Genomic DNA, 21,532 nt, shown 5'->3' with positions numbered 1-21,532 from the left:
AATGTAAACAGAATCTATCCTCGTTTTGACAATGACAAGATGTTGTCACATCTTCTAGCAGCTTATTAAAATTCTGATAATTCTGAAATAATGCTAGACAAAGCGATGTTGTCCGGTATACTGAAGATACATTCTGTTTGGCGATGACAGAATGTACTGGAGAAAGGAGTTGACCGTGAACACATCGAATCCAATTGAACAAAGAAGTAGGGAGCTTCTTGAAAAAGCTATTGTTTTTGAAGCATCTGACGTTCATCTAGTTCCACATGATAAAGAATATCAAGTCTTTTTTAGGAGACAGCAACAGATGTTTGATGCTGGTTCCATACCCCATGCATTTGGTGATCGCATGATCACTTACTTCAAGTATTTATCTTCACTTGATATAACCAATAAGCGCAACCCACAGAGTGGCGCCTTCCATTTACCCATCCAAACAGAGACTTATCATTTCCGCGTCTCGACTTTAATTTCCGTCTCAAAAAGAGAAAGTGTTGTTCTTCGTATTGCAAAGCCCAATCTAGTTGTTCCACTAGATGAAATTAGTTTACGGATTGACCAGGCAGCGAAGTTGCGTGAACTTGCCGCATCTAGACAAGGGCTTCTTCTTCTCGTGGGTCCCACCGGCTCGGGAAAATCCACTACGATGTATGCTCTTACGAAATACTGTTCTCAGGAACTCGCTAGGCATGTCATCTCTCTTGAAGATCCTGTAGAGATCAGTCAAGACTGCCTTCTACAAGTTCAAGTCAATGAAGTAGCAGGTCTTTCTTATGCTACAGGATTAAGGGCGATTTTACGTCATTCACCTGATGTCATTTTAATTGGCGAAATTCGTGACCAAGAAACTGCAAAGATTGCAGTGGAGGCCGCACTAACAGGCCATCTTGTGATTTCAACAATTCACGCAAAAGATGCGATAGGTGCCATTTATCGTTTGCTGGACCTCGGGGTTTCTGCAGATGAGATCGACCAAGTTTCAAAAGCCTATATCTCACAACGCCTACTCGTCCGAAAAGGGCATGCTCCGTCATTAGGAGCTATCTATGAAATCGTCGAATCTGAAACGATCAGCGAGCTTTTAAGCGATTTGGCTAGTGGTAATAAGTTGTTTCTTCCAAAAGACCTGACGCTTGCCTACCAAATCGAACGAGCAATACGAGGATGAAGAAGAATGAGCAGCCCGAGTTCCTCGAAAAACTTGTAATATCAATGGCTGAAGGAATTTCTGCGACGGACTCCATTCGAATCTTAGGTCCGTTTTATTGCGATGCCATCCAACTAGAGCACATGAATGACTTGTTTGAAGAAGGTCATGAGATCGATGAGATATTCCGTTACTTACGGTTTAGTGCGGTAATCGTAGAGTCAATTCAGTTTGCAGGGGTTCATGGCCAGCTGTCAAAAGTTCTGGAGCATATAAGTGTGCAAATGAGAAAACAACAACAATTTCGGAAAGAAGTAATCAAGTCACTGAGTTATCCGTTAGGATTACTACTTTTTATGTCAGTGCTGTTCATTACTTTTCGCATCTATTTCCTGCCGATTTTTCTACCAGTTCTAGAACGAGCCAATCCTCAAGCTGTAGGGAAAGTGACGTTTATTTTTTCTTTGCCCTTTTATATAGTATTGGCACTCGGTGTAGGGACAGCAGTCCTTGGCTTAGGAGTGGTCTTTGTGATGAAATCAAAATCGAATCGGTGGTTTTTTTATATGAGAGGGTATCCCGTAGTCGCTCAGCTGCAAAATGCTGGTGCAGCATACCGGATCTCCCGTGAACTCAGCCTGTTACTCGATAGTGGTTTCACACTATCTCAGTCTCTGTCTTATTTGCAAAGTTCTCGCGCAAGGACTGTCCACTTTGCCTGCCGTAGTATTCTCATGCATTTAGAACGAGGAGAGAGCTTCTCCCAATCACTTAGACTAAGCGGCTGGGTCCCACAAAGTTTGATTCGTTATGCGGAGCATGGAGAAATTCATGGCTATGTAGCTAAAGAGTTAGGGCTTTATCAAGAATTTACGATTGAACGGCTGCAAAAACGAAGTGTAGCGCTTGTCGGAGTGGCGCAGCCTGTATTGTTTTTAATCATTGGTGCCATGGTGATCAGTGCGTATCTATCTCTCATGCTGCCCATGTATAATCTCATCTCACTATAGGAGGAATAAATAATGAAAAAATGGTTATCGAATAAGGGGTTTACTTTAGTGGAAATGATGGTCGTGTTGTTGATCATCTCAGTATTATTATTAGTTACAATCCCAAATATTGCTCGTCATACGGCTACTATCGACTCAAAAGGGTGTGAAGCATATAAAACCATGCTGACGTCACAAGTAGAAGCCTATAAACTAGAATTTAAGAAAAAACCGGAGCTTGCTGATCTAGTGTCTGAAGGATTCGTAAAAGATTCCAATCTAGTCTGTCCTGATGGAACAGAACTTGATATAGTGGCTGGAGTCATCGGTGTCAAAGAAGACTAAGGGGGAGACGGGTTTTACATTAATTGAAGTTCTGTTAATTCTAGCACTTCTAACATCGAGTATAGTCATCGCAAATTCCATTGCATATCGTCAGTCTATCAAACTTGAAGAGGCTCAGTTCTTCTTATTACTAGAACAAGACTTGCTTGCTGCTCAAGCAATAGCTCTTGAACTTCATACGCCAGTAGTAATCCGTTTTTTCTATGCGGAATCAAAATATACGATGACCGCGCAATTCAAAACGATAAAAACGGTCTTGTTTCCGGAGACAGTTCAGTTTTTATCAAGCTCTTATTTAAAGACAATCGAGTACTCATCAACTGGAAATGTAGTGAATTTTGGAACTTGTTACTTTACTACAACTTCAGGAAAAATCACGTTAACGCTATATATAGGAAAAGGACGAGTCCGTTTTGATGGATAAAGGATTCAGTACATTGGAAGCTTTGGTGGGATTCACTTGTTTACTCGTCTTCATTTCGTTAGTGATTCCACTACTAATGCAAATGTCAGCGACTTTATCAGATGCTACTCGGGCAAGTTCAGATGCACAAGCCCACTATGAACTCAATCGTCTGCTACCCCATCCTGCTAGCTGGGAAAATGACGGAGTAGTGTATACGAGTTATTGGAAGGGGGAGTTATGGTGTGTGGCAAGAGGTCCGGACGAAATTTCGTGTATCTCCAAGTAAATTCACAGCAAGGCTTTTCTCTACTAGACCAGCTGTTGCAGCTCGTCATCTCTTTATCTAGCTTATCTTTGTTAGTGACAGTTATTGCATCTACAGCAGCCACCACTTCAAAGTTTGCCGACCCTTACGTTCAGCAGGTCGACTCCTTTTGGCTGGAATTCCAAGAAGTACTCCACTCATCTAGTAATGTTCGGAACTATCTAGGGAGCTGTTCTGTCGTAATGGATAGTGCTGGAGCTTCTATACGCTATGAGAAAGTAGGAGACCGCTTTCGAAAGACAGTAAATGGTGCAGGAAACGAACCTGTACTACTTGAAGTCCAGTCGTGCAGGATTTTAATCGGTGACAACAAGTTACAGATGGAGATTACGGCTTTATCGGGAGTCACTTATAAAAAGGAAACGCTGTTGTATGTTCCGTGAAAGAGGCTTTATTTTACCCTTCACATTACTGTTCCTACATCTTCTTCTAACGATTGTCTTGCTCACAAGTGCTAACTATGTTTCTAAGCTCAGTTACTATCACTCTATGGAAAAAATTTATAGTGACAAAGCGCAACAGCTTTGGATAGTGTATACTGAAAAAAACAAATTGAAGTAAATGAGTGAGTCTATGAAGAAAGTGTATTTGGTCGGATTCATGGGGTGTGGGAAAACGGCTATTGGAAAACGGTTGAGTTTTGCTCTCCGAATTCCTTTTTACGATATGGATAAGGAAATCGTCAAACAGCAAGGATTGACCATTCCAGAAATATTTGAAAAGCATGGAGAGCCATACTTCAGGAAATTAGAAACCGAATTTTTGAAGTCTTTTCGAGATGAATTCTGTATCATTTCAACGGGTGGCGGAGTGGCTATTTCAGAAGAAAATCGAAAAATAATGAGAAAAACCGGATTGGTTTTGTTCTTAAATGCTGTGTTTCCTGATATTTGGATGCGGATCCATCGTGATAAGAATCGTCCCATTGTTCAAAGGAGCACGCGTGAAGAAATTGAGGCTTTATATTATGAACGCCTCCCATTTTACAAGAAGGCAGCTCATGTAGTGATTCGTACAGAAGGGAAGACCCTCAGGCAGATTACCGAATACTGTTCCTTCCAAGTGAATCGACTAAAAGGCGAACATTCCAAGTGATTAATTTGTAAAAAGTTCGTGTATAAGCTAAAAAACAGAAATAGATTGCGTTTTCAATTCTACAATGTTAGGATGTAGGTATTGAAAACAGCATAATTGGCGGATGAACGTACGGGGAGAGAACGCTATATGCGTCGCCGAAGGAGCAAGTGTGAAAACATGAATCTCTCAGGCAAAAAGACTCGTACTGGACGCACCTCTGAACTTTCAGATACTAGGACAGAGCCCGGAAAATTGGGTTGCTGTCTTTTTTTATGCGAAAAATTCACAATACTATGAATTCATTGAAGGAGGAACTGAGATGCAACGAACACCCCTTTATGACCTGTATGCAAGTTATGGTGCCAAAACAATAGATTTTGGTGGTTGGGAATTACCTGTTCAATTTTCAAGTATCAAAGAAGAGCATGAAGCAGTTCGTACGAAAGCTGGATTATTTGACGTATCCCACATGGGAGAAGTCTGGGTCACAGGTGCTGATAGCGAGGCGTTCATTCAACATCTCGTTACTAACGATGTATCGAAGCTGGTCGAAGGAAAAGCAATGTATGCAGCAATGTGCTATGAAGATGGTGGGACAGTAGATGATCTACTTGTTTACAAATTTGGTCCTAAACGCTTTTTGCTTGTTGTCAATGCTTCTAACATCGACAAAGATGTTGCTTGGATGAAAGAGCATGTGACAGGCGATGTTCAAATCGACGATCAATCAGCTGAATGGGGACTTCTTGCTTTGCAAGGACCTGTTGCGGTAGATATCCTTCAGCCTCTTACAGAGAAAGATTTACAAGCAGTGAAATTCTTTACCTTTACAGAAGGTCAAGTGGCCGGACAAGACGTCATCATCTCACGTACTGGATACACGGGAGAAGACGGCTTCGAATTGTACGCACGCAATGCAGCGTTACCAGAACTCTGGACGAAGTTACTTGAAGCAGGAGCTCCGCATGGCTTGGTTCCAGCGGGTCTTGGTGCTCGAGATACTCTTCGCTTTGAAGCATGCTTGCCACTTTACGGACAAGAGCTTTCAAAAGACATTTCTCCACTAGAGGCAGGTATCGGTTTTGCTGTGAAGACTGCCAAAGAATCTTTCATTGGTAAAGATGCCATTGTTGCAAAAGGGAAACCTCGCAAACTTGTAGGTATTGAAATGATTGACAAAGGGATCCCGCGTCATGGCTATCCAGTACTAGTTGATGGTCAAGTGGTAGGAGAAGTAACAACAGGAACTCAGTCACCAACTCTAAAGAAAAATATTGGCTTAGCCTTAATTAAATCCGAGCTTGGCGAAATTGGACAAGAGCTGACTGTTGAAATTCGTGGGAAACAATTAAAAGCGGTAATTATCCCGACACCATTCTACAAACGACAAAAATAAGAGGAGCGACTCTATTATGATCAAACATCGTTATTTGCCGATGACAGAGCAAGACCAAAAAGAAATGCTCGACACAATCGGTGTATCATCCATTGATGAACTGTTTGCAGATATTCCAGAAAAAGTACGCTTTAAAGGCGAGTATGCCATTAAACCAGCTAAATCCGAAACGGCACTTTTAAAAGAATTGACAAAGATGGCTGGCAAAAATGCAGATAGCCGTCACTACGCTTCTTTCTTAGGAGCTGGTGTCTATGATCACTTCAAACCAACTATCGTAGACCACGTGATTTCACGTTCTGAATTCTATACGGCATACACGCCGTATCAGCCTGAGATCTCTCAAGGAGAGCTGCAAGCCATCTTTGAATTCCAAACGATGATCTGTGAATTAACAGGTATGGAACTTGCGAACTCTTCTATGTATGACGGCGGTACAGCACTTGCAGAAGCAGGAAACTTGGCTGCAGGTCACACACGTCGTAAAAAAATCTTGATCTCAGAAGCTGTGCATCCGGAATACCGTGATGTCGTCAAAATGTATGCACATGGGCAAAACATTGCAGTTGAAGTCGTTCCTCATAACGACGGAAAGACAGATCTAGAAGCGCTGAAATCGCAACTTTCTGATGAAATCGCAGCCGTGATGGTTCAGTATCCTAACTTCTTCGGCCAAATCGAAGACATGCAAACAATCTCAGATATGACACATGAGCATGGTGCTCTGTTTGTCAGCTCATCTAACCCGTTAGCATTAGGTGTCTTAACACCACCTGGCAAGTTCGGTGCCGATATTACTGTCGGTGATGCACAAGTATTCGGTATTCCAGAAGCATTTGGTGGACCTCACTGTGGGTATTTCGCAGTATCAGGAAAATTGATGCGTAAAGTTCCTGGACGACTTGTGGGAGAAACAACCGATGACCAAGGTCGTCGTGGATTCGTATTGACGCTTCAAGCTCGTGAGCAACACATCCGACGTGATAAAGCGACTTCGAATATCTGTTCCAACCAAGCCTTGAACGCACTTGCAGCAAGTGTAGCGATGACGGCTCTTGGTAAGCAAGGTACAAAAGAAATGGCGATTCAAAATATCGCGAAAACTGCTTATGCAAAACAAGCATTTGAAGCAGCAGGACTGTCTGTAGTCTTCACAGGCGCTCATTTCAATGAAATCGTAGTGAAGCTTCCAGGTAGTGTGGAAGGCTTAAACAAACATTTACTTGAAAAAGAAATGATCGGTGGCTTACACCTTGGAACCTATTACAAAGACTTGCAAGATCACATCTTGATTGCCGTGACCGAGCAACGTACAAAAGAAGAAATCGATGCACTAGTGCAGGAAGTGGGGGCTTATTATGCATAAAGATAACCAACCCTTGATTTTTGAAATCTCAACAGAAGGTCGTATTGGCTATAGCCTACCAGACTTAGATGTTCCAGAAGTGGACTTAGCCTCTCTATTACCTGAAGGAATGGTTCGCGAAGAAGCTGCTGAACTTCCTGAAGTATCAGAGTTAGATATCATGCGTCACTATACAGCGTTGTCGAACCGTAACCATGGTGTAGATTCAGGATTCTATCCATTAGGTTCTTGTACGATGAAATACAATCCGAAGATCAATGAGAGCGTAGCACGCTTCCCAGGTTTTGCGAACATACACCCACTTCAAGATGAGTCGTCTGTTCAAGGTGCAATGGAATTGATGTACGATCTTCAAGAGCACTTGATTGAAATCACAGGTATGGATGATGTGACGTTACAACCGGCAGCTGGTGCACACGGTGAATGGACAGCTCTTATGATGATTCGTGCGTTCCACGAAGCAAACGGTGACCATCACCGTACAAAAGTCATCGTTCCAGACTCAGCACATGGAACGAATCCAGCATCTGCTACAGTGGCGGGATTTGAGACTATCACTGTAAAATCGGATGAACATGGTCTGGTTGATTTAGAAGATTTACGTCGTGTGGCAGGGGACGATACAGCTGCTCTTATGCTGACAAACCCGAATACACTAGGATTATTTGAAGAACACATATTAGAAATGGCGAGTATCATTCACGGAGTCGGGGGCAAATTGTATTATGACGGAGCGAACTTGAATGCCGTTATGTCAAAAGCACGACCTGGAGATATGGGCTTTGACTGTGTTCACTTGAACTTGCACAAAACGTTCACTGGCCCTCATGGCGGTGGTGGACCAGGTTCAGGTCCTGTTGGTGTAAAGAAAGACTTGATTCCATTCTTACCTGCTCCAGTTCTTGTGAAGAAAGACGACCGCTATACATTTGATTATGATCGTCCACAAGCAATTGGCCGAGTGAAGCCTTTCTACGGAAACTTTGGGATCAATGTTCGTGCTTATACGTACATTCGCTCTATGGGACCAGACGGCTTGAAAGCTGTAACTGAATACGCTGTACTCAATGCGAACTATATGATGCGTCGTCTAGAGCCTTACTTTGACCTACCGTACAACCGTCACTGTAAGCATGAATTTGTCTTGAGTGGTCGTCGTCAAAAGAAACTTGGCGTTCGTACTCTTGATATGGCAAAACGACTGCTTGATTTCGGATACCATCCACCAACGATCTACTTCCCACTAAACGTAGAAGAAGGAATGATGATCGAGCCAACTGAGACGGAATCAAAAGAGACGCTTGATGCATTTTGTGACGCGATGATCCAAATTGCGAAAGAAACAGAAGAAAATCCAGAAAAGGTGCAAAACGCACCACATACGACTGTTATTGGTCGTTTGGATGAAACGAAAGCTGCTCGTAAACCGGTACTACGTTATACAAAATAATACAAAAAGGCTCGCCATCTGGCGAGCCTTGTTTTAAGTTATTTAGACTTGATTTTACCCGTCCATTTGCGGAAGCCGCCATCTAGTTGGTAAAGTTGATCATAGCCATTCTTTTTTAATGTCATAGCAGTACGAGCGCTGCGTGCACCGCTTTGGCAATATAAATAGACGGGCTTGTCTTTACGGATCTCTTTCATACGAGTGCGCATCTGGCTAGCAGGAATGTTGCGTGCTCCTAAAATATGTCCGCCTTCAAATTCTTTTGGCTCACGGCAATCAATTAATTGAGCTTTGCGATACCCTTGAATAAATTCATCTTGTGATAACGTAGTGACGGACTTCTTCATTTTCATTCCTGTAAAAAATGTATAGATTCCGAACACAATGATAGCACCTAAAATACCTAATACGATTTCTAACAACTTCATTACTCCCTTCTCTTCCTCTATTATAAGTAGTAGACTGAAGAGATTCAATCGACAATCTCGCAAAACGGAGGCAACCTCATGACAAACAACTGGATTTTTATTGATTCTGGCAAACAAGACGCCGCCTACAATATGGCTTTAGATGAAGCATTGCTTGAATGGCATGCAGAAGGATTGATTCCACCGGTCATTCGCTTTTATCAGTGGGAGCCAGCAGCGCTTTCCATTGGCTATTTTCAGCGAGTAGAACGAGATATCCATCTACCAGCTGTTAAAGAGATGGGGCTTGGATTTGTGCGTCGACCAACAGGAGGTAGAGCGGTTCTTCATGAACACGAACTCACTTACAGTGTCATCGTATCTGAAGACTATCCGGATATGCCGAAGACGGTAACAGAAGCCTACCGCGTCATCAGTGAAGGGATTTTACAAGGGTTTCGGAACCTGGGGCTTCAAGCGGAATTTTCTGTTCCAGAGTCTGATTCTCAACGTGAAGCTCTAAGTCAACCAAAATCAGCAGTCTGTTTTGATGCTCCTTCTTGGTATGAATTAGTAGTTGAAGGGAAGAAAGTAGCAGGTTCTGCTCAAACACGACAGAAAGGAGTTATTTTACAACACGGTGCTATTCTAATTGATCTTGATGAAGATAAATATTTAAATTGTTTTTCTTATGAATCGGAAGAGAAACGTCAAAAAGTAAAAGAGCGATTAAGTCAAAAAGCTGTCTCTATTAACAAAATTATATCAAAGACAATTAAGGTTGAGCAGTGCATTCCTGCCTTTAAAAACGGCTTTGAATCGGCACTAAATATTCAACTGACTTCTTTTTCTTTAACTCCTGAACAGCAGAAATATGTTGAAAACCTTGCAGACACAAGGTATCGTTCGGATGAATGGAATTTTAGAAAATAATCGCCACTTCTGGGCTATGGAATTTCACCGAAATAGGTTCAAAGATTCATCTTGAAAATCTGCGAGGTTCTAACTAGACATTCAATATATAGTGCTTTATCATTTGGATATACACTATATATTGTGTCAATAATCATAGAACTTATTTCGGGAGGAATTTACATGGTCTCACCATCAACTCTTCAAAACCAACAAGCAGCAATCCAACAGCTCAATGAAGCTATCAAACAATTTCCTCAGGTTCACCCCGTAACACCCGATATGAAATTGACTCATAAAGGCGTATCTCGCCTGGTCATGATTGATCGCTACTCATTTAAAGACACCGAGAAAAAGACACTCCAAGCAGGAGACTTCGTTGTTCTTACTGTAAAAGAAGACCCTAAATTCCCAGCCCGTGGCCTTGGGCAAATTGTCTCAATCGATTGGGACAAGAAAGTAGCTGTCGTGCGCATTGACGAAGAATACCGTAGTGCAATCGATGATCCAGAAAAAGCACAAACTGGTGAGATCACACGACCTTTATCTGTAATTGAAAAACCATTGGAATTGTTCTACGAGCAGATCGCTTTGCGAAATGCGACGGGTCTTGCTAGCGTTGAAAAGACTGAAGAAAAACGCAACGAATGGTTTGAAAAGTTCTATCAAGAGCTCGTTTCTCTCAATTTCATTCCAGCAGGTCGTGTCATTTATGGTGCAGGAGCGGAAACAGACGTTACGTACTTTAACTGTTACGTGATGCCATTCGTTCCAGATTCACGTGAAGGCATTAGTGATCACCGTAAACAGGTTATGGAAATCATGAGTCGAGGTGGTGGAGTAGGAACAAATGGTTCTACATTACGCCCTCGTAACACTCTAGCTCGTGGTGTTAACGGAAAATCTTCAGGTTCCGTATCGTGGCTTGATGACATTGCAAAACTCACGCATCTAGTGGAACAAGGTGGCTCACGTCGTGGAGCACAGATGATTATGTTAGCTGACTGGCACCCAGATATTGCGGAATTCATCATCTCTAAAATGCAAAATCCCCGAATTTTGCGGTATTTGATCGAAAATACAGAAGACGAGTGGATTACGCAACTTGCTAAAGACAAGCTAAAATTCAAACCCCTCTCTTTACAAGAAGAGCAGATGTATCAAGGGATTGTAAACTACAAAGCGATTCCAGGTTACGGCGGATTCAGCGATGCTATCATTCGCGATGCAGAGTCAAAGCTTAGAGATGGCGGTCACTACAGTGTCCACAATTCAGAATTTTTAACAGGTGCAAATATTTCTGTTACCCTCACAAAAGAATTTATGCAGGCCGTAGAAGATGACGCATCTTTCGATCTTCGCTTCCCAGCAGTAGAAAATTATTCAAAAGAAGATATGGAAGTGTACAACCGTGAATGGCATAAAGTCGGTGACGTCCGTGAGTGGGAACAGATGGGCTATGAAGTGCGTACCTACCGCACGATCAAAGCACGCGATTTATGGAACTTAATCAATATCTGTGCAACATATTCTGCGGAACCAGGTATTTTCTTTATCGACAATGCCAATGATAAAACGAATGCAAAAGCCTACGGCCAAAAAGTTGTAGCTACCAATCCTTGTGGGGAGCAACCTTTAGCTCCATACAGTGTGTGTAATTTGGCTGCAGTCAACTTAGCTCAGTTTGCTGATAAAGAGACGTTGACAGTTGATTTTGAAGCACTGAAACAGACGGTTCGCGTTGGTGTGCGTATGCAAGATAACGTTATTGATGCCACACCTTACTTCTTAGAAGAGAACAAAGTGCAAGCGCTAGGGGAACGTCGCGTCGGCCTAGGAGTAATGGGTCTTGCGGATCTATTGATTTACTGTGAAAAACCATACGGCTCTGAAGAAGGAAATGTACTCGTCGACCAGATCTTCCAAACGATTGCAGAGACAGCATATGAAACTTCTATCGAGCTTGCGAAAGAGCGAGGGAGCTTCCCATTCCTAGTGGGAGATACGGAAGAAGAGACGGCACGTCTTCGTAAAGCATTCACTGAGACAGGCTTCATGCAAGGAATGAACGAATCGATTCGTGAAGATATTTTGTCTTACGGAATTCGTAACTCACACTTACTGACAGTTGCTCCAACTGGCTCTACAGGTACTATGGTTGGTGTATCGACTGGTCTTGAACCTTACTTCTCCTTCACGTACTACCGCAGCGGTCGTCTAGGGAAATTTATCGAAGTGAAAGCTGATATTGTTAGTGAGTACTTAGCGAAGCATCCTGAAGCTTCAAGCGAAGAGCTTCCAGAGTGGTTTGTAACAGCAATGGAACTGAAACCAGAAGCGCATGCGGATGTTCAATGTATCATTCAGCGCTGGATTGATTCTTCTATTTCAAAAACAGTAAATGCTCCTAAAGGCTATACTGTTGAACAAGTTGAAGGTGTTTATGAGCGTCTTTACCGAGGAGGAGCCAAAGGTGGTACAGTCTATGTGGACGGAAGCCGTGACTCTCAAGTACTGACATTGAAAGCAGAAGAAAATGATATGACGGAAGTGCAAACGGAAGTGGTAGAAGAGAAACGTCCGATCGTCTTGATCGATACGATTCAAGATCTTCGCAGCACGAACGTTACTATCGGATCTGAAGTAGGAAATACATGTCCGGTCTGCCGCAAGGGAACAGTTGAAGAGCTTGGTGGCTGTAACACTTGTACGAACTGTGGTGCTCAGCTTAAGTGCGGTCTTTAAAATTTAGATGTGAAGAACGCCACTCTAAAAACTTTATAAATTGCATAATTTATCGAATTTTGAACATGAGATTCCATTTCCCAGGGTATCAGAGGTTCTGCGAGACCCCGCAGGAGCCTGCGACGAGGAGACTTGCAGGTTCTCCCCTAGGAAATGGGATCTCAGGTGAAAAGCTACTCATGTTATACAACTAAAACCGCCTGCAGGCGGTTTTTCTAATTAAATTCGGCATCTTTTTTTGAGTTCCGAAGGAATATTCGTTTTCTGAAAAATAGCACTATGCTACACTAGAACTAGTGTTTACATAGGAGGCTATTACTCATGAAATTACAAAAACTTCGTCAAGCATTGCAACAAGCAGATCTACCCGCATTACTTGTTACCAGCGCATACAGTCGCCGCTACTTAACAGGATTCACCGGTACGGCTGGCGTCGCTGTCATTACAGCAGATGAGGCATTCTTCATCACGGATTTCCGTTATACAGAGCAAGCAAACGACCAAATTGAAGGTTACGAGATCATCGAACAGAAAACCACTCTTATAAAAGCAGTGGCTCAACTAGTTGAAGACAAGCAATTGACTAAACTTGGATTTGAACAAGATGCGATGACATACGCGGAATATGATCGCTATGCAAACGCTTTGAAGGCGGAGCTTGTGCCGACATCAGGCCTAGTAGAAAAAATCCGCTTGATTAAGACGGAAGACGAGCTTACTATTATTAAGCAGGCTTGTAAAATTGCCGATGATGCATATGAACATATTTTGACGTTTATCAAACCGGGAATGACTGAGTTAGAAGTCTCCAATGAACTTGAGTTCTTTATGCGAAAACAAGGTGCCACTTCTTCGTCGTTTGATATTATTGTGGCATCAGGAACGCGTTCTGCTTTACCGCATGGTGTTGCAACAGATAAAGTGATTGAGTCCGGAGATTTTGTTACACTTGATTTCGGTGCCTATTACAACGGGTATGTTTCAGACGTGACGCGGACGCTCGCTGTCGGCGAACCTAGTGACAAACTTAAAGAAATTTACCAAGTTGTATTAGACTCTCAGCTACTTGCTCTTGAGAAAATCAAGCCAGGGATGACAGGTAAAGAAGCCGACGCCATTTCACGAGACTACATTGCCTCTAAAGGGTATGGTGAAGCATTTGGTCACTCTTTAGGACATGGTATTGGACTTGAAGTTCACGAAGGACCTGGTCTTTCTTCACGTTCAGATGTTGTCTTAGAGCCAGGAATGGTCATCACGATTGAGCCGGGAATCTATCTACCGGGCATCGGTGGCGTGCGCATTGAAGATGACGCTCTTGTAACAGAGACAGGCGTCGAGAAATTGACGCATACGTCAAAAGAATTAGTTATTTTATAGGAGGAAATCACATGATTTCAGTAAATGATTTTAAAACAGGTCTTACCATCGTATTTGACGGCAACTTGTACCGCGTTATCGAATTCCAACATGTAAAACCAGGTAAAGGTGCAGCGTTTGTTCGTTCAAAACTTCGCAACCTTCGCACGGGTTCTGTAAATGAACGAACATTCCGCGCAGGTGAAAAAGTAGAGAAAGCTCAAATCGATACACGCAAAATGCAGTACTTGTATGCAAATGGTGATCAACACGTGTTCATGGACACAGATACGTATGATCAAGTGGAACTTCCAGAAAGCTCAATCGAATACGAATTGAAGTTTTTGAAAGAAAATATGGAACTAAGCATCATTCAGTACCAAGGTGAAACACTAGGCGTTGAGCTTCCAAACACTGTAGAGCTTGAAGTAATCGAAACAGAACCAGGAATCAAAGGCGATACTTCTGGCGGCGGTTCGAAAACTGCAAAATTAGAAACTGGTGTTGTCGTAACTGTTCCATTATTCATCAACGTTGGTGACAGATTAATCATCAATACTTCTGAAGGTTCATACGTTTCACGCGCCCAATAAATTAATTAATGTAATATATATGAAAGATGTGTAGGGGTGACTCCAGCGGGGTTACAAGCGGAAGCTGAGACCTTGGCTCAGCCCGCGCCCGCGGAACGCTTCCCCTACACATAAAACAACACAAAAAGGGAGTTTCTCAATGATGAGAGACTCCTTTTTACGTTTTGCTTCTTATCTTTTCTTCTAATACACCATGTTGAGTCATAAGGTGTAGAAAAGGAGGGGCTTTGTGGGATTTGAAGACATCTTTCGAATGGCGGGTGTGGGGATCCTCTTAGCACTTCTTCATGTCTTTTTAGAACTTAACAACAAAAGTGAATATTCTTTTTTCATCTCGGTCACAGCGTTTCTCTATTTTTCAATTAAGCTGTTGCGAATTGTTACGGAATTCTCTAAAGTCATTCAAGACTATCTGCGCTGGCTGAATGAGATGTAATGGAGCTAGCAGCAATCGCTCTCCCTAGTAGTATCCTGTATCTGTTACTTTCTCAATTCGTTCAACAAGTGGCACCGAACACTCTGTTTTACCTTCGCTTTGCTACGTTATTAGCATTCGGAACATTTTTAATCCACTCGTTGTATGACCTGACAGCTCGCATCGTTTCGATTCTGCCTAAAGAACTGGTCCCTCTTTATTCCATGTTCAGGTCGACGGCGCTCATCCTGAATCAAGGTGGATTATACAGCTTATTAAAACTCACTGCGTACGAGTTTTTTATTGTCGCACTATTCACTGTTGCCTGAAATGTAGGGAATATAAGAGCAGGTACTAAAAAAGGATGCGCAATCGAACGAAAAACGGTAGAATGGATAATGGAAAGAATGTCATTACTGAAATAGGGGAGTTCGATAACGATGAAAATTCAAGAGATTCGAGAAATCATTAAATTAATGGATCAATCTTCACTAGATGAATTCGTATTTGAAGCAGATGGCACCAAATTAAAATTAAAAAAGCACGCTACGGGAACAGCGGTTGTTAGTCAGCCAGTCCGTGAAGTAGCAGCTGAAACTACAGTGGAAGCTCCAAAAGCCGTATCTCAATCTCCACAGACAACACAAGCACCTGAGCCACAAGCTCCACAAGCTGCACCTGTAGCAGAAGAAACCTCTACTACATACAAAACAATTAACTCACCAATGGTAGGTACGTTCTACGAATCGTCATCACCAGAAGCAGATCCATACGTGAAAGTAGGCGATAAAGTGACAGCTAGCTCTGTTGTTTGTATCGTTGAGGCTATGAAGTTATTTAATGAAATTGAAGCGGAAGTAGAAGGGGAAATCGTAGAAATCCTCGTAAAAGACGGCCAGCTAGTCGAGTATGGTCAGCCGCTATTTTCTATTAAATAAACAGCGAAGAGGTGACGAACATGAAAAAAGTACTGATTGCGAACCGTGGCGAGATTGCGGTGCGGATTATCCGTGCATGTAAAGAGATGGACATCGAAACAGTTGCTGTCTATTCAGAAGCGGACAAAGAAGCACTTCATGTACAATTAGCTGATGAAGCGTATTGTATCGGACCACGTACTTCAAAAGATTCTTACTTACATTTCTCAAATATTATGAGTGTAGCAAAATTGACTGGAGCGGACGGGATTCACCCGGGGTACGGCTTCTTAGCTGAGAACTCCGATTTTGCTGAACTTTGTGAAGCATGCAATATTAAATTCATTGGTCCATCAAGCTCTGCTATCTCGAAAATGGGAACAAAAGATGTAGCTCGTGAAACGATGCGAGCGGCTGGTGTACCTGTTGTACCAGGTTCAACTGGAATTGTTGAGACTGTTGAAGATGCGAAGCAAGTAGCTTCTGAAATCGGTTATCCTGTCATCATTAAAGCTACTGCTGGTGGTGGTGGTAAAGGAATTCGAGTTGCTCGCTCTGAAGAAGAGTTAGTTACTGGAATCAAGATGACTCAAAAAGAAGCGCAAGCAGCATTTGGAAATCCTGGTGTCTATTTAGAGAAGTTCATTGAAGAATTCCGCCACGTAGAAATCCAAGTGCTAGCTGACGGCCACGGAAATGCCATTCACTTAGGTGAGCGCGATTGTTCGATTCAGCGTCGTATGCAAAAACTCGTGGAAGAAGCACCGTCTCCTGCATTATCTGAAGTAACTCGTCAAAAGATGGGAGAGGCTGCCGTCAAAGCGGCTCTTGCAGTAAACTATGAATCTGCTGGAACAGTAGAATTTATCTATGACCATGTCAACGGCACGTTCTATTTCATGGAAATGAACACGCGGATTCAAGTAGAGCACCCTGTAACAGAAATGATTACAGGTGTTGATTTGATCAAACAACAATTGCTTGTTGCCTCTGGGGAAGTGCTTCAGTTGAAACAAGAAGATGTCCAAATGAATGGCTGGGCGATTGAATGCCGTATCAACGCAGAAAACCCGTCAAAGAACTTTATTCCTTCTCCAGGTAAAGTAGTTATGTACTTACCTCCAGGAGGTTACGGAGTTCGAGTGGATTCTGCGGTGTATCCTGGATATGCGATTCCGCCATTCTACGATTCTATGGTTGCTAAACTGATTGTACACGCGCCAACTCGTGATGAAGCGGTACTTAAGATGAAACGTGCCCTTCAAGAATTTATCGTAGATGGTGTGGAGACGACAATCCCGTTCCACTTACGTCTGATGGACCATGAAGTGTTCCGTTCGGGTCACTTTGATACAAAGTTTTTAGAACACTACGAAACCATGAAGGAGGAGACAACGCATGGCTGAGACGAAAGATCAAGAGTTCTTCCAAATGTCTAGTGGGAAAGCTGACTTAGGTACAATTCAAATTGCACCAGAGGTCATCACGGTAATTGCAGGGATCGCTGCACATGAAGTGGACGGCGTAGCCGCAACGCGAGGAAACTTTGCAGCAGGTGTTGTCGAACTGCTTGGAAAGAAAGTGCATGGTAAAGGAATTAAAACAGACATCTCTTCAAAAGGATTATTCATCGATGTCTTTTGTACGATTCGTTACGGAAAATCGGTTCCAACTATTGCTCAAGAAGTACAACAAAATGTCCGTCAAGCCATTTTTAACATGACGGGACTTGAAGTAAAAGAAGTCAATGTTCATGTGACGGGTATTCAATTCGATACGCCAGAAACCAACCAATAGACTGACATATTCCAGCCGATTCCGGCTGGAATTCTTTTGTATTGTCAAACTTTCTGAATAAGGAATAAAGTTTTGTAATGGCCGTTTCTATGCTATGATGAAAGACATAGTGAACGTATAAAGGAGTCAACTTGAATGAAAAGAAGAGAAGCGCGAGAACACGCGTTACGAGTACTATTCCAACTGGACCATTCGGACATGGATGTCCACGAAGCAATGCTGCACGTTACAGAAGAACACGACGTGTTTTATGAAAACCTCGTAAAAGGGACTCTCGCACATCGCGAAGAGATCGATGCGAGCTTAGCAGAGAAATTAGAAAACTGGTCTTTAAACCGGTTACCTAAAATTGAACGGACAATCTTACGAATGGCCGTTTTTGAAATCAACCATACGGAAGATACCCCAGGTGCCGTTGTGGTCAACGAAGCAATTGAACTGACAAAAGCATATGGAGACGAACAATCCAGCCGATTTGTAAATGGCGTATTATCGAAATACATCAACAAGTAGGAGTGTGCAACATGACAGCGACAATCATCGATGGCAAGGCAATAGCAGAACAAGTAATTGAAAAAGTGAAACACCGCGTAACAAAACTACAGCAACAAGGTATCACCCCAGGACTTACAGTAGTATTGGTTGGTGAAGACGCAGCTTCTCAGACGTATGTAGGAAGTAAGGAACGTACGAGCAAGCGCCTCGGAATGAATTCTACTGTTATTCAAAAACCTTCTTCCATATCTGAACAAGAACTGCTTGAAATCATCCAGGAGTTAAACGCAGCCCCTGATGTACACGGTATTTTGGTGCAGCTTCCTTTACCAAAACACATTGACGAGAATAAAGTGCTACAAAGCATCGATCCTCAAAAAGATGTGGACGGGTTCCATCCTCTAAATGTTGGGAAGCTTTTATTAGACCAACAAGGATTTATCCCTTGTACACCATTTGGTATTATTCAATTACTTGATTATGCAGGCATTTCAATCGAAGGAAAACATGCTGTTATCGTAGGCAGAAGTAATATTGTAGGAAAGCCTATGGGACAACTTCTATTGAATCGTCATGCGACAGTTACATATACCCACTCCCGTACACCAAATCTAAAAGACTTCACGACACAGGCAGATATTCTGATTGTGGCAACGGGGCAGCCATCCATGATTACTGGTGAGCATATCAAACCAGGTGCTGCGGTCATCGATGTAGGAATTCACCGCGATTCAGACGGACGTCTCTCAGGAGATGTTGCGTTTGATTCTGCTAAAGACGTGGCAGGGGCTATAACCCCTGTACCAGGTGGAGTCGGTCCTATGACGATTGCCATGTTAATGGAAAACACCTGTCTCAGTGCAGAACGACAAGCTGAATAAGAACGACATGCCAAGCTTGTACATCACGTACAAGCTTGTTTTACCGGGAAAGGGGAAATGTGCATGAGCTCTGGGGCCACTTATTTGACAGTGTCAGCACTTACACGCTACATAAAACGAAAGTTTGACGCGGATCCTTATTTACGAAAAGTTTATGTCAAAGGGGAATTATCAAACGTCAAATACCATTCCAACGGACATATCTACTTCACTTTGAAAGATTCTGGGGCTCGCATTGCGTGTGCGATGTTTGCCTCTCAAGCAAAGGCATTATCTTTTCGTGCTGAAGAAGGTATGAATGTCTTTGTAACGGGTGATATTTCTGTATACGAAAATGCAGGGAATTATCAATTTTATGCGAAAACTATGGAACCTGACGGTGTTGGTGCTCTGTTCGTTGCTTATGAACAGTTAAAACGGAAGCTTGAAACGGAAGGATTGTTTTCTCAGGCTCTAAAACAACCATTGCCGGTAATACCTCTACACATTGGCGTCATCACGTCGTCTACCGGAGCTGCCATCCGTGATATTCTGACCACTCTTGAGAGAAGATTTCCACTAGCCAAAGTGACAGTAGCCCCAACTTTAGTGCAAGGTCCAGGAGCTGCGCCAGCAATCGTTAAAGCGATTGAAAGAATGAATCAGTTTCCAGATGTTGATGTTTTGATAGTTGGTCGTGGCGGAGGTTCAATTGAAGATCTGTGGGCATTTAATGAAGAAACGGTTGCTAGAGCTATTGTAAAAAGCCGTGTGCCAATCATTAGTGCCGTGGGTCACGAGACGGACACGACAATTGCTGACTTTGCAGCGGATCTTCGTGCGCCGACACCAACTGCAGCTGCGGAACTTGCAGTGCCGGATCAACTTCAATTGCTCAAGAGTTTACGGAGTTTCTCAGATCGAATAACTCAACAAACACTGGGTAAAGTCAAACAGTCTCGAATCGATTTGCAGCGTGTGAATCAATCTACTGTGTTTCAAGATGCAAGTAGACTCTACCGGCCATTTGTAGAACAACACCTTCGCATGACTGAGCAATTGCAACAAGCGACTGTGCGTTCAATCGAACGAGCAGGACAGCAACAAGAACGCCTGGGGCTGCGCCTTATGCATGTCTCCCCGATAGACCGTATTCTGCGTGCGAATCAGCAGCTAGAAACCATTCGGCAACGGATCCTTTATAGCACACAGCAACAAACTACTGCAAAAAAACACCAACTCGTAAACCGGATTCGTACATTAGAGGCTTTGAGTCCGTTACAGACCTTACAAAAAGGGTTTCTTTATGCAGAAAAAGAGCATAGAGTTGTAAAGACGATTGATGAGATTCAGCAGGAGGATACACTTCAATTGCATTTTTACGACGGAACTGCCACTGTACAGGTACAATCTTTAGAAAAGGGTGGGAATCATGGAACGGACATTTGAAGAAGCAATGAAGCAACTTGAAGAAATCGTGCGTCGTCTTGAACAAGGAGACGTGCCTTTAGAAGAGTCAATTGATCTTTATAAACAAGGAATGGAGCTTTCAGCACAATGTTCAGCGAAACTCCAACAAGCAGAAAAGCAACTTGTACAGTTTATAGACGCCGAAGAGGAGGCAGACTAAGTGAGTGAGCAAGTAAAATCATTTATTTCAAAAAACCTGCCACTAGTCGATGCGCATCTTATTGAAGCTATTGGCAAGCAAGATATCGTCGAATCATTAAAAAAATCGATGATTTATTCCCTAGAAGCTGGAGGGAAACGAGTACGTCCGATGCTCCTTCTTGCTGTTTTAGAAGAGTTTGACACGCCTTTAGAAAAAGGATTCGATGTGGCTTGCGCTTTAGAATACATTCATACATATTCTCTAATTCATGATGATCTTCCTGCCATGGATAACGATGATTTGCGACGCGGAAAGCCAACCAATCATGTGGTGTTTGGAGAGGCAACGGCTATTTTAGCTGGAGATGCACTTTTAACGGAAGCCTTTCGTCTTATCGCTGCATCTTCAGACTACTCAGCAGAGCAAAAAGTAGAATTATTGAACCTTCTTGCGGAATCTGCTGGTGCCCTTGGGATGGTCGGAGGACAGTTGATGGACATGGAGGCAGAAGACAGACGTGTAGAGCTTGTACACTTGCAATCAATCCATGCCAACAAAACAGGTGCATTGCTTCGTTTCAGCGTGGTTGGAGGCGCATTGTTAGCCGGTGCTGATCAAATAGAACGACAAGCATTGACTCGATATGCAGAATCTTTAGGGGTACTGTTCCAAATTCAAGACGATATTCTAGATGTTACCTCGAACTCTGAAAAGCTAGGCAAGACGGCAGGAAAAGATGAGGCAGCAAACAAAAGTACGTATCCTTCCTTGCTCACATTAGAAGGAGCCATTGAAGAACGCTCAAGATACCATCAGCAAGCGATTGAGGCTTTACAAACGATTGGGAAGGCCGATGGACTGCTAAAAAGCTTTGCAGACTACATAACCTTCCGCGAGAACTAACTTCTCGCTGTATTTT

General features: G+C 42.8%; 24 protein-coding genes and 1 riboswitch. Of the genes, 23 read left to right on the top strand and 1 reads right to left on the bottom strand.

Going from position 1 to position 21,532, the window contains the following annotated elements:
• Positions 1-151 precede the first annotated feature (151 nt).
• The 9 genes from comGA (at position 152) to gcvPB (ending at position 8,501) form a co-directional block, all read left to right on the top strand.
• Positions 152-1,168, top strand: a complete 1,017-nt coding sequence (comGA, locus tag CF394_RS04615) for a competence type IV pilus ATPase ComGA (protein WP_094942055.1) — start codon at positions 152-154, stop codon at positions 1,166-1,168.
• Positions 1,165-2,157 (top strand): type II secretion system F family protein, encoded by a 993-nt coding sequence (locus CF394_RS04610; protein WP_094942054.1) that lies wholly within the window; start codon positions 1,165-1,167, stop codon positions 2,155-2,157. The genes comGA and CF394_RS04610 overlap by 4 nt, the downstream gene beginning before the upstream one ends.
• Before the next feature lie 12 nt (positions 2,158-2,169).
• Positions 2,170-2,481 carry a competence type IV pilus major pilin ComGC gene (gene comGC / locus CF394_RS04605; protein WP_094942053.1) on the top strand — a complete coding sequence of 104 codons (312 nt, stop codon included), beginning with the start codon at positions 2,170-2,172 and terminating at the stop codon, positions 2,479-2,481.
• Complete coding sequence (comGD, locus tag CF394_RS04600; RefSeq protein ID WP_094942052.1) at positions 2,465-2,905, top strand: competence type IV pilus minor pilin ComGD; 441 nt, start codon at positions 2,465-2,467, stop codon at positions 2,903-2,905. Before comGC ends, comGD begins: the two co-directional genes overlap by 17 nt.
• A 252-nt stretch (positions 2,906-3,157) precedes the next feature.
• Complete coding sequence (locus CF394_RS04595; protein WP_165767455.1) at positions 3,158-3,595, top strand: ComGF family competence protein; 438 nt, start codon at positions 3,158-3,160, stop codon at positions 3,593-3,595.
• 190 nt (positions 3,596-3,785) lie between these two features.
• The gene (locus CF394_RS04585) at positions 3,786-4,307 is read left to right on the top strand and encodes a shikimate kinase (RefSeq protein WP_094942049.1); all 522 of its coding nucleotides are present in this window, start codon (positions 3,786-3,788) and stop codon (positions 4,305-4,307) included.
• A 103-nt stretch (positions 4,308-4,410) separates the two neighbouring features.
• Positions 4,411-4,501: riboswitch (glycine riboswitch) on the top strand.
• 107 nt (positions 4,502-4,608) lie between these two features.
• A complete protein-coding gene (gene gcvT / locus CF394_RS04580) occupies positions 4,609-5,685 on the top strand; it encodes a glycine cleavage system aminomethyltransferase GcvT (RefSeq protein WP_094942116.1) in 1,077 nt (358 codons plus the stop codon).
• Positions 5,686-5,704: 19 nt separating this feature from the next.
• Entirely contained in the window at positions 5,705-7,051 is a 1,347-nt protein-coding gene (gcvPA, locus tag CF394_RS04575; RefSeq protein WP_094942115.1) for an aminomethyl-transferring glycine dehydrogenase subunit GcvPA, read from the top strand.
• The gene (gcvPB, locus tag CF394_RS04570; protein WP_094942048.1) at positions 7,044-8,501 is read left to right on the top strand and encodes an aminomethyl-transferring glycine dehydrogenase subunit GcvPB; all 1,458 of its coding nucleotides are present in this window, start codon (positions 7,044-7,046) and stop codon (positions 8,499-8,501) included. Before gcvPA ends, gcvPB begins: the two co-directional genes overlap by 8 nt.
• A 38-nt stretch (positions 8,502-8,539) precedes the next feature.
• Here the strand turns inward: gcvPB and CF394_RS04565 are convergent, their stop codons facing one another.
• Complete coding sequence (locus tag CF394_RS04565) at positions 8,540-8,929, bottom strand: rhodanese-like domain-containing protein (protein WP_094942047.1); 390 nt, start codon at positions 8,927-8,929, stop codon at positions 8,540-8,542.
• A gap of 78 nt (positions 8,930-9,007) precedes the next feature.
• On the opposite strand from CF394_RS04565, the gene CF394_RS04560 reads away from it, so the two are divergent.
• The 14 genes from CF394_RS04560 (at position 9,008) to CF394_RS04495 (ending at position 21,516) form a co-directional block, all read left to right on the top strand.
• Positions 9,008-9,841 (top strand): lipoate--protein ligase family protein, encoded by an 834-nt coding sequence (locus tag CF394_RS04560; RefSeq protein ID WP_094942046.1) that lies wholly within the window; start codon positions 9,008-9,010, stop codon positions 9,839-9,841.
• A gap of 162 nt (positions 9,842-10,003) precedes the next feature.
• Complete coding sequence (locus tag CF394_RS04555) at positions 10,004-12,565, top strand: vitamin B12-dependent ribonucleotide reductase (protein WP_094942045.1); 2,562 nt, start codon at positions 10,004-10,006, stop codon at positions 12,563-12,565.
• 321 nt (positions 12,566-12,886) lie between these two features.
• Complete coding sequence (locus tag CF394_RS04550; RefSeq protein ID WP_094942044.1) at positions 12,887-13,945, top strand: M24 family metallopeptidase; 1,059 nt, start codon at positions 12,887-12,889, stop codon at positions 13,943-13,945.
• An 11-nt stretch (positions 13,946-13,956) separates the two neighbouring features.
• Positions 13,957-14,517 (top strand): elongation factor P, encoded by a 561-nt coding sequence (gene efp / locus CF394_RS04545; RefSeq protein WP_094942043.1) that lies wholly within the window; start codon positions 13,957-13,959, stop codon positions 14,515-14,517.
• A 229-nt stretch (positions 14,518-14,746) separates the two neighbouring features.
• The gene (locus CF394_RS04540) at positions 14,747-14,953 is read left to right on the top strand and encodes a SpoIIIAC/SpoIIIAD family protein (RefSeq protein WP_094942042.1); all 207 of its coding nucleotides are present in this window, start codon (positions 14,747-14,749) and stop codon (positions 14,951-14,953) included.
• Complete coding sequence (locus CF394_RS04535) at positions 14,953-15,261, top strand: hypothetical protein (RefSeq protein WP_094942041.1); 309 nt, start codon at positions 14,953-14,955, stop codon at positions 15,259-15,261. The genes CF394_RS04540 and CF394_RS04535 overlap by 1 nt, the downstream gene beginning before the upstream one ends.
• Before the next feature lie 111 nt (positions 15,262-15,372).
• On the top strand, positions 15,373-15,870 hold the full coding sequence (gene accB / locus CF394_RS04530; RefSeq protein ID WP_094942040.1) for an acetyl-CoA carboxylase biotin carboxyl carrier protein: 498 nt from the start codon (positions 15,373-15,375) through the stop codon (positions 15,868-15,870).
• 20 nt (positions 15,871-15,890) lie between these two features.
• Positions 15,891-17,255, top strand: coding sequence for an acetyl-CoA carboxylase biotin carboxylase subunit (accC, locus tag CF394_RS04525; RefSeq protein ID WP_094942039.1), 1,365 nt, complete (start codon positions 15,891-15,893; stop codon positions 17,253-17,255).
• Positions 17,248-17,646, top strand: coding sequence for an Asp23/Gls24 family envelope stress response protein (locus tag CF394_RS04520; protein ID WP_094942038.1), 399 nt, complete (start codon positions 17,248-17,250; stop codon positions 17,644-17,646). Before accC ends, CF394_RS04520 begins: the two co-directional genes overlap by 8 nt.
• A 135-nt stretch (positions 17,647-17,781) precedes the next feature.
• Positions 17,782-18,159 carry a transcription antitermination factor NusB gene (nusB, locus tag CF394_RS04515; protein WP_094942037.1) on the top strand — a complete coding sequence of 126 codons (378 nt, stop codon included), beginning with the start codon at positions 17,782-17,784 and terminating at the stop codon, positions 18,157-18,159.
• An 11-nt stretch (positions 18,160-18,170) separates the two neighbouring features.
• The gene (folD, locus tag CF394_RS04510) at positions 18,171-19,022 is read left to right on the top strand and encodes a bifunctional methylenetetrahydrofolate dehydrogenase/methenyltetrahydrofolate cyclohydrolase FolD (protein ID WP_094942036.1); all 852 of its coding nucleotides are present in this window, start codon (positions 18,171-18,173) and stop codon (positions 19,020-19,022) included.
• A 63-nt stretch (positions 19,023-19,085) separates the two neighbouring features.
• Positions 19,086-20,450: an exodeoxyribonuclease VII large subunit gene (gene xseA, locus CF394_RS04505; RefSeq protein ID WP_094942035.1), complete on the top strand. Its 1,365-nt coding sequence runs from the start codon at positions 19,086-19,088 to the stop codon at positions 20,448-20,450.
• Entirely contained in the window at positions 20,434-20,631 is a 198-nt protein-coding gene (gene xseB, locus CF394_RS04500) for an exodeoxyribonuclease VII small subunit (RefSeq protein WP_165767454.1), read from the top strand. The genes xseA and xseB overlap by 17 nt, the downstream gene beginning before the upstream one ends.
• Positions 20,632-21,516 carry a polyprenyl synthetase family protein gene (locus CF394_RS04495; protein WP_094942033.1) on the top strand — a complete coding sequence of 295 codons (885 nt, stop codon included), beginning with the start codon at positions 20,632-20,634 and terminating at the stop codon, positions 21,514-21,516.
• The last annotated feature ends 16 nt before the right edge of the window (positions 21,517-21,532 follow it).

It is taken from the genome of Tetzosporium hominis (assembly GCF_002265435.1).
Taxonomy (GTDB): domain Bacteria; phylum Bacillota; class Bacilli; order Bacillales_A; family Planococcaceae; genus Chryseomicrobium; species Chryseomicrobium hominis.
The sequence above is the reverse complement of the archived record's forward strand: the minus strand, read 5'-3'. Positions and strand labels throughout refer to the sequence as shown.